General features: G+C 48.1%; 7 protein-coding genes. 6 read left to right on the plus strand and 1 reads right to left on the minus strand.

Going from position 1 to position 12,910, the window contains the following annotated elements; genetic code table 11:
* The first annotated feature begins 206 nt into the window (after positions 1-206).
* Positions 207-1,847 carry a diguanylate cyclase domain-containing protein gene (locus tag EL84_RS18985; protein WP_047842680.1) on the plus strand — a complete coding sequence of 547 codons (1,641 nt, stop codon included), beginning with the start codon at positions 207-209 and terminating at the stop codon, positions 1,845-1,847.
* Positions 1,848-1,918: 71 nt separating this feature from the next.
* On the plus strand, positions 1,919-2,440 hold the full coding sequence (locus tag EL84_RS18990; RefSeq protein ID WP_036608711.1) for a hypothetical protein: 522 nt from the start codon (positions 1,919-1,921) through the stop codon (positions 2,438-2,440).
* A gap of 103 nt (positions 2,441-2,543) precedes the next feature.
* On the opposite strand, the gene EL84_RS18995 is transcribed toward EL84_RS18990, so the two are convergent.
* Positions 2,544-3,683 carry a GGDEF domain-containing protein gene (locus EL84_RS18995; RefSeq protein ID WP_047842681.1) on the minus strand — a complete coding sequence of 380 codons (1,140 nt, stop codon included), beginning with the start codon at positions 3,681-3,683 and terminating at the stop codon, positions 2,544-2,546.
* A 232-nt stretch (positions 3,684-3,915) separates the two neighbouring features.
* Between EL84_RS18995 and EL84_RS19000 the strand changes: the two genes are divergently transcribed.
* The 4 genes from EL84_RS19000 (at position 3,916) to EL84_RS19015 (ending at position 12,780) form a co-directional block, all read left to right on the plus strand.
* On the plus strand, positions 3,916-10,626 hold the full coding sequence (locus EL84_RS19000; RefSeq protein ID WP_053061532.1) for a DUF11 domain-containing protein: 6,711 nt from the start codon (positions 3,916-3,918) through the stop codon (positions 10,624-10,626).
* Positions 10,623-12,149, plus strand: a complete 1,527-nt coding sequence (locus tag EL84_RS19005; RefSeq protein ID WP_047842682.1) for a DUF11 domain-containing protein — start codon at positions 10,623-10,625, stop codon at positions 12,147-12,149. The genes EL84_RS19000 and EL84_RS19005 overlap by 4 nt, the downstream gene beginning before the upstream one ends.
* A gap of 153 nt (positions 12,150-12,302) precedes the next feature.
* Positions 12,303-12,560, plus strand: a complete 258-nt coding sequence (locus EL84_RS19010; RefSeq protein WP_036608707.1) for a YolD-like family protein — start codon at positions 12,303-12,305, stop codon at positions 12,558-12,560.
* Between the two features lie 100 nt (positions 12,561-12,660).
* On the plus strand, positions 12,661-12,780 hold the full coding sequence (locus EL84_RS19015; protein ID WP_017688846.1) for a hypothetical protein: 120 nt from the start codon (positions 12,661-12,663) through the stop codon (positions 12,778-12,780).
* Positions 12,781-12,910: the final 130 nt, after the last annotated feature.

Below are 12,910 nucleotides of genomic sequence, written 5' to 3' on the forward strand. Positions count from 1 at the left end.
TTTGCCGAATTTTCGTTCCAAGCCAGGAAGTTTTCCGCAGGCGTGCCGGGGCACGTCAAGGGAAAGTGACGCAGCAGGGGGCGAAAAGGCGGTAAAAGATGCACTTCAGCGAGTTTTGAGACACGTCCGAGGTGACATTCCGTGTACTCTTTACAGCATAGTTATGTTGAGAAGCAAGATGGTTTCACCGTGTAATGGAGGAAGTAATGTCATTCAAAATTAGAACTGTGCTTACAGTCATCTTTGCTGTGTTATCCTTGCTGGTTACCCTGACGATTGGGTCTATTTTTAGCCAAAAGTCATTTGTTGCTGTAGAGACTGAGATTGGTCACTCGCTTACAGGCACGGCCTCACAGGCTTCGGACAAGCTGGATCGATTCATGTCCGCTCGCGCGGGTGAACTGGACCTGCTGGGCCGAATGGCTTCGTTGGAAGATGAATTCCAACCTGATGAGATTCAGATGCTGCTGGATCAGTTACAAGATAGCTTTCCCTCATTCTCATGGGTTGGATTCATGGACCCGAAGGGAAAAGTGTTAGCTGCTACGGATGGTATCTTGCTTGGGGAAAATTTATCAGAGCGACCTGTGTATCAGGAGGGAATCAAGGGTAAATTCATTGGAGATGTGCATAATGCAGTACTTCTTGCCAAGCTGCTTCCGAATCCAACGGGAGAGCCGTTGCAATTTGTCGATATCAGTTTTCCGCTGAAGGATAGCAAAGGAATGATTCAAGGTGTGCTCGCTGCACATTTAAGCTGGGAATGGGCGAAGGAAGTTGAGGAATCCGTACTTGCCTCATTGAAAAGGGAAGAAAAAGACATTGAGTTTTTTATCGTAAGCAAAAAGGAACATACAGTGCTGCTGGGGTCGAAGGAATGGGTCGGTAAACCGTTGGTATTGCCTGGCATCGAAGAGGCCCAGCTCAACAAAAGCAGTTGGTCCATTGAAAAGTGGCCTGATGGTAATGAATATGTGACAGGGTTTGCCTACAGCCAGGGTCATCTGGATTATCCCGGATTAGGCTGGACCGTAGTCATTCGTCAAGTCAAGTCATCTGCTTTTGCGTCTGTGTTTGACCTGATGTGGTTTAATGTGTGGTCTGGACTCGCCGTTACCGTACTGTTTGCACTGATTGGCTGGGTTGTCTCACGTCTGATCTCTGCCCCACTTGTGCGTCTTACCAGAGTAGCCAATCGACTGCGTGCAGGGGAAGAGCTTGAGATTCCTGCGATTAAGGGGATTAAGGAGATTGAAGTGTTGTCCCGTTCGCTTCGGGATATGCTGACCTCTCTTATGAATAAAAACTCAGAGCTGGTCGTGATGCAGAATCTGGCGCATTTTGATCAGTTAACTAGACTGCCAAATCGCACTGCCCTTGAAGTGTATCTGGAGGAGTCTCTGGAGACCGAAAGTGAAAATCACACGCTGACTTTTCTCTATCTGGATCTCGATGGATTCAAACGGGTCAACGATACACTTGGACATCAGACTGGAGATGTGCTGTTACAGAAAGTGGCCCAGCGACTGTCTGCTCTTGGTCAGGTGAAGGGGATAACAGTCCGATTGGGCGGAGATGAATTCCTGATTGTACTTCAGTCTGTTGGAAGTCATCCGAGGGAAGAAGCCATGGCTTATGCAGAAGCCATCATTCAAAGCTTGAACAAGCCGTTTATTATCGAATACGAGCGAATTCGAATTGGATGTAGCATCGGAGGTGCCGAATATCCAACCAACAGCGACAACCCAAGTGAGATTATTCGGATGGCGGACGAAGCTTTGTATGAGTCCAAACGTGCAGGCAAGAACAGAATGACATTTTATTCCGAGTTGAAGCAAGATCGTTAGCGTATAATAACATGAGCTGGGTTATCCCAATCACCTTTGTGCGAATGTGCGTATAAACAAGGAGGGGTGAAATGTCTGGAAAATATACATCTGTACCTTATGGTTATGAGCCACCGGCGGCCAGCCGCAAAGGCACACTGACTTTTTATGACTCGTTTGAACATGTGACTGATGAGCAACTCGAGCGCGCCGCTGCAACGGTAGATACCCGTTCATTCATACAGCTTGTGTTGTATCCTTTACACGAGAGCACGTTTAAGCGAATGAGCAAGGATTCGATACAGGCATATTACAAAAGAGAAGACCGCCTGCATGATTGGCGGCGGGAACATCCAACTTCGCGTATACGTGTGGAGGGGCTTGAGGGCAAGAGAAAGAAATATACACCTGTGGATAGCGCGCTGCGCCATATCACTGCGGAATATCCAGCCCCTCACTTTCTGTATTTGACGATAGAGATGGCGAATATGTTTGCTTCATTTGATTCCTTCAAGGATTGGATCAAAGAGCTGCGTCTCATCATTGATGGATCGTCCGAATACCTGCATCCGATGCTGGAGCAAAATCGCCATCGCTGGGAATGGGCGGAATGAAAACATAGATGTATGAAGAAGATCGGCGTGCTGATCGTATTCAGACCCAAAAAAAGTTGTGTTGTACAAACCGGAATTCCGGTGTACAGCACAACTTTTTTATTTATATTTTCTCTGCCAAGGATGAAGTCAGATCAAGTGATGTTACGGTTTTATTTTTACCTGTTCGTTTCGCGGCATACAGACAGGCATCCACTTCCTCGAACAATTTGTCTTTGGTTAGATTAGGGCTGTAGCTTTTGAGACCGATACTCACGGTGATGGAAGCTCCTTCAAGTTCCAGATGGCCCATCAAGGCAATCTTCTGACGAATCTGTTCCACCAAGGCATAAGCCTGCTTGAAAGATTGCTCAAACATCAATAAGGCAAACTCTTCGCCCCCGTACCGTGCTGCAATATCACTTGAGGTAATGGTTTCCTGAATGATCAGGGACACTTTCTCTAGAATAATGTCTCCAACCCGATGACCATACGTATCATTAATGGATTTGAAGTCATCAATATCGATCAGGGCCAGATGCAGACTCATGCCACTGTTGGCATACTCAAATGCTTTTTCATAATAATCCTTGAATGAGCTTTGATTATAAAGGTTGGTTAAACCGTCTGTTTTGGACTGTTTGGTCATAATGGCATTTCGCACAATAAGGTCCTGCTTGGCAAGCATGCTGGCCTGAAGATCATCGAGCACCTCAACGCCGCTGGTTACGATAACCTGTGCTACATATGTACCTAGGATTAGAAAAGCAGGAATGGATACCATGTCAAATGAAGACAGGTACAACCGGTAGGCCGGATCGAACAAAACCAGAAAGTAACCAGTCATCTGCATCAGAAAGACAATCCAGACTCTTTTTTTACTGAAGAACAGCACCGAAGCAAAGATGGGCAACAGACAGATTGCTAATATAATCCGAATGTCATAATTGACATGAATAATCGTCCACGCGATAACCGTGCTGGCTATAGACATGGTGTAAAAGGAATATGAACTGAAGCGCCGATCAACCCAGCTTGCGAACAAAATGCATGAACTACTGACGGCCGTAGGCCAGAAGAGGACATTCATCAAGAAATCTGTAGGTGTGCGATCGTACTCCAGAAACAGGAAACAGCCAATCTGAATGGCGAAATGTGCAATCGTAACAACCCAGTAGGCATGGAGCATTTTTTGGATCCATTTGGAATGTTTGAACTCGTACTCTGTTGGAATGTGACTATTGTGCGTATGGAAACCTTTCATATATCACCGCTGACTGCATCATAATGGTACGACAGAATTACTCTCGTATATGATAATTATAAATCACAATGAACAAAACGCAAATGTATTTAACTGTTATGAGAGAACAAGACTCACAGAAGTTTCGAGTTGTCACAAACTTTTTATGGAGGACAAACAAAACTCAACAATACACTCATAGACTATATACATGGCTCCGTTCCATATGTAGGAAATCATTGATGAAGGGGAGGTGATCTTCATTCCTCTTGTCGTTCGTTCAACCGTTAATGCTACGGGAGCAATTACATTTACAGGAAATACGCTTGGACTGAGTCGTTCGGAAACAGCGGGAGTACCCGGAACACAGGATAGTATTGGAGGTTTTATCACAACCAACACCAGCCTCCAATACGGCACCTATCCACTGGGAACGACAAGCCTGTATCAGAGCAACAGTTCAGCAGCCATTCTTACACTACCTGCTGGAAGTACCGTTCTGTATGCAGAATTGATCTGGGGCGGAAGTTACATTAATGGTACAGTCAATCTGAGTGCTGCCATCAACAATCCGGTTACGTTTATTACACCCGCAGGGACTTCCAGTGTTACCCCTGATCCACTTACCTACAATCAATTCGATCTGGGGGGCGGTGCTGCTGGCTATGTACGTTCCGCTAATGTGACCACACTTGTACAAAATGGGGGAGCAGGTACATATATCACCGGAGCAGTGGTAGGGACTATTGTTATTACAAATGATTCCACGGCCAATCATGCGGGGTGGACACTTGGAGTCATTTATCAGAATCCCAATCTGCCTTTTCGCAACATGTCTTTGCGTGCAGGGGGCGTACTCGTTCAATCCACTTCACCACCTGTTGTTACCACACTGACTGGATTTGCAACGCCCCTTTCCGGTGTATTGGGAGGAAGAATACTGTTCAGTGCACAGGAGGGCGACGCGAACCGGACCGGTGACCAGGCATTATTCGGGCCGACCTCAGCTACATCGGTTGCTTTGTCTGGGCCCAATAATCTAGCTGCGAACTTTTTTGCTTCTCAGATTAACGGAGATACCGGAGCGCTTAATACAACAGGAACGTTTGGGACACGAAATCAGATCAACGGAGCTCCAGGTACGAATATTATCGGTGGACGTCAAGGCTGGGATATTACCAATGTGGATGTTTCAGCAAGACTGATCAATAACCAGTCATCTGCGGTGTTGACATTAACGACCTCGGGGGATGCTTACATTGTCAACGCCAATGCAATTCAAGTTGATATTAATGCACCCAAGATCACATTGGCTAAGGCAACGGTCGCCGCCGGTGCAGTTGCCGGGGATAGTATTCTATATTCGGTCACCGTCACCAATGCAGGCACTGCGAGTGCGGCCAGTGTTGTTTTATCCGATTCACTTCCTGCAGGTCTTACCTTTATTCCAGGTAGTGTCACGGTTGCAGGTGTATCCCGTCCAACACTTGATGTGACGGCAGGCATTCCGCTGGGTTCGTTAACTTTATCCAGCAGTGTTGTTGTAACCTATCGAGCACTCATCGGTCAGGATGCAAGCATCCTGCAACTGGTGAATTCGGCCAATGCAGCCTTTACATTTCAAAGTGTAGCAGGGGGGCCGGTCATTACCGGAGTTATTCCGTCCAACAACTCCACCCTTACGGTTTATTCGCCAAACCTGTCCATTGTGAAATCGGCGAGTACCACCAATGCCACGGTGGGTGACCTGGTAACCTATACACTGCAAGTGAACAACGGAGGGAATGTTGCTGCTAACGTTACATTGAGGGATAACATTCCAAGTGGTAGCTCATATGTAGCAGGCAGCTTTCGTCTGAATGGAAATGTGATTGCTGGCGCCAATCCGGTTACCGGCGTTAATCTGGGGAGCCTCGCGGCAGGAAGTGCCAATACCGTGACTTTTCAGGTACTTGTAACAAGCTTGCCGACACCGCCGACTCTTGTGGATCAGGCGACAGCTTCTTATTCCTTCAATTCACCTGATGGTCGGACGATCACGGGAAACATCGCGTCGAATACCTTAACGATCCCGGTAACATTGCCCAATGTGACCACGGTAAAATCAGCATCCGTTACCGATGTTGCTGTCGGGGAGACCTTCACGTACACCGTAGTTACTACTAACAGCGGTATTCAGGTGATTAACAATGTGGTACTTACAGATGCTCTCCCTGCTGGAATAACTTTTGTTCCCGGCAGTGCAACCGTAAGGGGAACTGTTGTACCGTCTGCGAATCCGAGCAGTGGTATCTCTATTGGGACATTGGCGGCCGGAAGTTCTGCGACGGTGACGTTTCAGGTGAATGTGCAGTCTTTGCCTGCTTCAGGTTCGTTAGTTAATCGAGCGGTAGTGTCCTATAGCTCTGGTTCGTTCACGGGCATTTCCAACTCCAATTCCATTACAACCCCTGTATACCAAGCTGTTGTTGGTATCAACAAGTCGGCAAGCCAAACCAATGCGACACTGGGGGATCAGATTGCATACACACTTGTGGTCACGAACAGTGGGAATATAGCGACTCAAGTGAATGTGACGGATACGATTCCAGCGGGGCTGACGTTTGTCCCGAATTCGGTAACTGTGAATGGTACAGCACGTCCTGGAACAAGCCCATTAACCGGAATAACACTGGGCAGCCTCCTGCCGGGAGTTGCGGCTACGGTGGTGTTTCGCGCTACACTCACCACACTTCCGACTCCCCCGACACTGGAGAATCAAGGGACAGCAAGTTATACGTACCAGCTTCCAAGTGGAAGGAATCTCTCAGGCAGCAGCTTATCCAATATCGTTCGTATATCTGCATCGGCTCCCAATATTTCTCTTAGTAAAACAGTAAACACACCGGATGCGACAGTTGGAGATGTGCTTACGTATACCGTTGTTGCAACAAACGCAGGAATTAGTGCAGTACAAAATCTGGTGATTTCGGATGCACCATCCGGCTCTGAATTTGTCCCGGGTAGTGTCACGATTAATGGATCTGCTGTTCCCAGCGCAAGCCCCGTTGCGGGAATCGCAGTGGGTTCATTGAATAGCTCAAGCAGCGTAACTGTGACCTATCAGACCCGAGTGAATTCCGTTCCATCTACGGGTTTGGTTAGTAACCAGGCCAATGCAGCATTTACATCAGGCAGTTTTAATGGTGTTTCTTCTTCTATATCAGTAAATACCCCCATATTTCTGCCAGTGATCCAAGTGGTGAAGTCAGCAAGTACAACAAGTTTGACTGTAGGCGATACGTTTAATTACACCATCCAAATTAACAATACAGGTAACATAGCTGCAACGGTTACCTTGACAGATCCCATTCCAGCAGGAGCAGTATTCAGCACAAATAGTGTCATTATTAATGGCGTACCTACACCTGGAGTCAGCCCGGAGTCGGGTATCAGTCTAGGAGAGATTGCTGCGGGCTCAGGTGCAACGGTCACCTTTGTTGCGACGGTTACCAGTTTGCCAGATGCAAGGCAGTTAATTAATCAGGCGGTTGCTTCATTTGCCTACACACTCCCAAGTGGGAGAACGATTGCCGGTCTCTCGTCATCAAACACCATCACTATTCCAGTGTCTCTGCCCAATGTTACGATTGTCAACAGTGACAATGTAGAGTACGGCGTAGTCGGAGATGTCATTCGATACACATCTGTTATTCGTAATAACGGCACAGTAGCCGTTAATAATGTGGTATATGTCAATCCTCTTCCTTCGAATACCCCATTTGTACCCGGAAGTGTCATTGTGAACGGGACTTCGTTCCCGCTCTCCAATCCGACCGCCGGCATTCCAATCGGTACGTTGGCTCCAGGAGCCGAGGTTACCGTAACTTTTGAGGTGACGATTACCATGCCGATTCCTTCGCAGATTAACAATCAGTCGACGGTCAGCTTCACATCCGGTTCATTTTCAGGGTCATCATCGTCCAATACCACTCAGACTCCGGTCATACAACCGCAGATTTCACTTGTCAAAACAGCAAATACCGTAAATGCAACTGTAGGTGATACGGTTGTATACACGGTAACGGTCAGCAATGCTGGCAATCTGGAAGCAAATGTTACTCTCACAGACAACATTCCTTCTGCGACTACTTTTGTACCCAACAGTGTGGTTGTATCCGGTGTGCCAGAGCCGGGAGTAACACCAGGAACAGGTATTCCGGTAGGCATTGTAGCAGCGGGGGCGACGGCTGTTGTCACGTTTGCCGTTGTTGTGGATTCACTTCCATCCCCACAGCAGCTTAGCAATTTTGCTACATCATCCTTTACATTTACACCTCCAGATGGGCGGACGTTGACTGGCTCAGCCACTTCGAATACACTCACGTTCCCGGTCTCGTCACCAAACGTCGCTGTTGTCAAAAGCACAGCTTCCACTGCGGCTACGGTAGGCGATACGGTGACCTATTCCATTCTGGTGACCAACAGCGGAATTGCACCGGTGAACAATATTCAGTTTTCAGACCCGATTCCAGCTGGAGCCTCTTTTGTTACAGGGAGTGTCACAGTAAATGGGGTTGCGCAACCCGGAGCCAATCCGGCAGGTGGGGTACCCCTTGGTACATTGGGGCCCGGAACGTCCGCGACGGTCACATTCAGTATCCGTATCGACGCGATCCCGCCAAGTGATCAGTTGAGCAATCGCTCTACGGTCAGTTTTACCTCAGGTACATTCTCAAGCACAACCTTTTCAAATACCGTGGTCACTCCGGTGTACCAGCCTATTCTTTCAGCACAAAAAACAGCCAGTACACAAAATGCTACCGTTGGGGATACAGTCAGCTACACGATAACCGTGAGCAATCAGGGAAACTATGGAGCCCAGATTAACCTGACAGATAACCTTCCAGCCGGAACCATCCTTGTTCCAAATAGCGTTATTGTGAACGGTCAACCGCTGCCAGCAGGAAATCCAGCAACGGGCATCCCCGCAGGCAATGTGGCTCCCGGAGCTACGACCACCATTACCTTTTCAGTGGTTGTTGATACGCTGCCAAGTCCGCAACAACTGGTGAATCAGGCTTCGGTGGCTCTATCATATACATTGCCGGATGGGCGGAACATCACGGAGTCTGTTCTATCCAATGTGTTGACCATTACCGTATCGGCACCGGATGTTGATGTCGTCAAATCCACAACTTCAACGGCGGTATCAGTTGGTGATATCGTAACGTATAGCATCGCTGTAACCAATAACGGAATTGCAACGGTGAACAATGTGGTTTTCACGGATGCAGTGCCGACAAGTACCGTTCTTGCGCCAACCGGCGTGTTTGTCGATGGTGTTTTGCGCCCTGGTGCCAATCCTTCTACGGGAATAACGCTTGGTTCCATCGCACCTGGTGTTACGGTAACCGTTGTATTTAGTGTGCAGGTTACGGCGCTCCCGGCAAGTGCAGTGTTAAACAATCAGTCTACTGTCAGCTTTACATCAGGTGTTTTCTCAGCGACCACATTCTCCAATACAGTTACAACTCCGGTCTATCAACCTATTCTGTCGGCAGTCAAAACGGGAGATCAGACGATAGCAACGGTAGGGGATACCGTTGTGTACAGCATCGCCATCTCCAATGCCGGGAACTATGGGGCATCCGTCACGTTAACGGATACCATTCCGGCAGGAACAGAGTTTGTTCCAAATAGCGTTATTATTAACGGGGCTTCTGCACCAGGTGCAGATCCAGCTTCGGGTATTCCGCTTGGTGTCGTATCCACAACAACTCTGGTTACCTTCTCCGTTGTGATTGTGACGTTACCTTTGAGCCAGTCCATTACCAATCAGGCATCTGCGACATTTTCGTATACATTACCTGATGGTAGAACACTTGGAGGCACGATTACGTCCAACGCACTCAACATTCAAGTATCTGCTCCGAATGTCAGCGTTGTGAAGACCACTCCGGTGATTGATGCTGTGGTGGGCGATACGATTGTATACGAGATGGTTGTGACCAATGAAGGAATTGACCCGGTAAACAACATTGTGATCACCGATCCGATTAACCCAGCCACCACATTTGTTACAGGCAGTGTTCTGGTGGACGGCGTCCCACGGGCCTTGGCAAACCCGGCGCTGGGCATAGCCCTTGGTAGTTTAGCCCCTGGAGCATCGATAGCGGTATCGTATGCAGTTCGGGTCAATACGCTTCCAACACCACCACAAGTGAGCAGTCAGTCTTCCGTAAGTTTCACATCGGGTGTTTTCTCGGGAGCAGCGTATTCCAATACGGTTGTAACACCAATCTATCAGCCGATTATTGCCGTAACCAAAACAGGGAGCACCTCCAATGCAACGATTGGTGACACCATCACCTATTCTTTTGCCATTAACAATAGCGGGAATCTTGATGCAAGTTTGACATTAACGGACAATATACCGAATGGAGCCGTACTGCTTCCCAACAGTGTTCTGATTGATGGTGTTCCACAGCCAGGTGCCAATCCAGAGACGGGTATCGTTGTGGGTACCATACCGTCCGGAGGTACGGTTATTGTAACGGTTACCCTCGAAGTGACTGTAGATACGTTGCCACAGGATCAGCAACTGGTTAACCAGGCGGTGGCCAACTATACATTTAGTCCACCCGATGGCCGTCTGTTGACGGGGACCGTATCTTCGAATGTTCTGGTTATCCCGGTATCTGCACCAAATGTTGTAGTTGCCAAAAGTACAAGTGCCATTGATGCTGTTGTTGGTGATGTAATCACCTATACGGTTGTAGTAACCAATAGCGGCATTGAAGTGGTTAATAATGTGGTCATGGTTGACCCGGTACCTGTCGGTACAGTATTTGTGCCAGGAAGTGTTACGGTGGATGGTGTGCCAAGACCAACAGGGAATCCGAATACAGGCATCACGCTTGGTTCGATTGCTGCGGGTGCTTCCGTTACGGTTACATTCAGAGTAGAGGTAGTGGTGATATGAGCCAATCTTCCGGTCCGTTGTCCCACTGGCTAAAGAATCAGTCCCTGGTTCGATTCAGCTCGGGTGCGACTGAACTGGAACAGGTATCCTATTCAAATACGGTTGTAACACCGTGGATCGGCCCCAGGCTTGAAGTCAGAAAAGTCTGCAATGTCACGGAGGCTGCCTTGGGGCAGTCTCTTATCTACCGTGTTGAAATTGTTAACACCGGAAATCTTACGGCCCTAGTGTACCTATTGGATCAGCTATCTGCAGAGACGGCACTGCTTCCCAACAGTGTACTGCGTGATGGTATTCCGTTACCGGGAGCATCACCGGAGACAGGATTGCCTCCAAATCTGGTCTCATCCCGGCTGGAGATCTCCTTTCAGGCGGATCACATCTATACCTTCTCAGGGGATATTGTCATGTACACCGTCATCGTGAGCAATCCGGGTTTTATTGCAGCCACCAATGCCCAAGTAACGATTTCTTTGCCACAGGGTATTGTTTTTATACCTGCGAGTGTCATCGTAGATGAAATGTTTGCGCCACAAGTAACGCCTGATACGGGCATACAACTTGGAGAGATTTTGCCCGGAAGCTCAATTAGAATACAATATCGGGTTCAGGTTATTGGGGGAAGCGATGCAAAGGGAATATCAAGTGTAGCCGTACTGGCGTATATTTCGGGAGGACAGCAGGAGACGGTCTACTCCAATCAGGTTACCCTGGAAGTGATACAGCCACAGGTCTCTGTGGTGAAAAGTGTGCTCCCGGTAACGGCCACATTAGGCGATGTCGTCCAATATAATATTACCGTCTCCAATGCAAGCAGTTATGCGGTCGATGGAACTCTCCTGGATGGACTGCCCACAGGTGTGACATTTGTCGAAGGCAGCCTGCGCTGGAATGGGGTTAAACGTCCCGGAACCAATCTGGCTAAAGGGCTTAATCTGGGGACGTTGACAGCCCGGTCGGTTCTGAATATTCAGTTCGAAGCGAAACTTCCAGATCGAGATGAATCGATGCCTGATGACTACAGGTATGTGAATCATGCTAGCCTGATGTATACATTTCGATTGCCAGATTCACGGTCAGTGCAGCGGATGATTACATCCAATGAAGCTGTGGTCGAATTGAAAGCGCCGATAATTCAGGCTTATGTTCAAGTGACACCCACATTGGTCGAGCAGGGAGGTACCGTCACTTTTCAGGTACGTGTGGGGAATACGGGTAATTTGCCGGCACGTGTACAACTTGGGAGCATTTTACCTGAGGGTGCCAGATGGCTTGGTCAAGCTACGGGTGAGCTCCAATTGAGCATATCAGAGTATTCCACACCACGGGTTCTGCATGTGGGCGTGATTGAGCCTGGAACGGAAAAGAACATCTCGTATGTAGCGAAGTTAGCTTCTGAGAAGGTGGGGACGCTGCAAGGAGACTTGATTGCCAGGTACACGTATGAATGGAATGGACAAAAACGGGCTGGCGAAACCCGATCGAATGAGTACAGCATCATTGTGGAGTATAGAGAAGAATAGGAGGTATCACGGTTAACGGTAACTTGCCTGAGGAATTTGCTCATTCTGGTTGCCATGAGATTACACGAACGTAAATGAATGGTATACTAATTGAATATGAACTCGGCAATCAACCCGTGGAATCGGGACGTCGGAGTAGAGGAGGCAGCCACATTGGCAAAAGCAAAAGTAGCAAAAAGACCTACACGGGATGAGTTTGAACTCGAAGAGTTGGGAAACCAGCTGGTTGAAGCTTTTCGGGAACGTTCGGAAGTACTGTTGACGGTATGGGGCAAAGAAGATCAGGTGCAAGGAGTCATCGTCAAAATGGACTCCCGTACACGACTCGTGCATGTAGAGTATACGGAAGAAGAGTTCACAGCGAAGGTACCTTTTCTGGATATCATGCGTGTGCAATCTCCCCGGTACTGAACGAAAAAAACAGCAATCTGAATAATTAGGGCATCCGCCCTGTCAAAGTCGTTCTTCCTGCATAAGATAACCCATACCTGTTGCAGAGGAGGTACGGTCAATGAGCGAAGTATTAGGTGGAGAAACAAGAGGCTACGGATACGGAGGTTTCACTTCTGTAGGTGCCATTCTGGTTCTGTTCATCCTGTTGGTTATCATCTCCAAAGCGTTCTTGGTATAATTGCATATCTCTAAAGAATGAAAGAAGCTCTGCCATCGCGGCAGAGCTTTTTTGTTCGTTCAGTCCTTGGCGAATTTTGTAGAAAATCGGTGTAAGTCCTGCTTACGTTATGTTAGAATATAACCATCCC

The organism is Paenibacillus sp. VT-400, from assembly GCF_001029205.1.
Classification (GTDB): domain Bacteria; phylum Bacillota; class Bacilli; order Paenibacillales; family Paenibacillaceae; genus Paenibacillus; species Paenibacillus amylolyticus.

Bases quoted from the DNA above. Each gene is read 5' to 3' on its own strand.
- EL84_RS18985 (WP_047842680.1), top strand. From the start codon at position 207: ATGTCATTCAAAATTAGAACTGTGCTTACAGTCATCTTTGCTGTGTTA.
- EL84_RS18990 (WP_036608711.1), top strand. From the start codon at position 1,919: ATGTCTGGAAAATATACATCTGTACCTTATGGTTATGAGCCACCGGCG.
- EL84_RS18995 (WP_047842681.1), bottom strand. From the start codon at position 3,683: ATGAAAGGTTTCCATACGCACAATAGTCACATTCCAACAGAGTACGAG.
- EL84_RS19005 (WP_047842682.1), top strand. From the start codon at position 10,623: ATGAGCCAATCTTCCGGTCCGTTGTCCCACTGGCTAAAGAATCAGTCC.
- EL84_RS19015 (WP_017688846.1), top strand. From the start codon at position 12,661: ATGAGCGAAGTATTAGGTGGAGAAACAAGAGGCTACGGATACGGAGGT.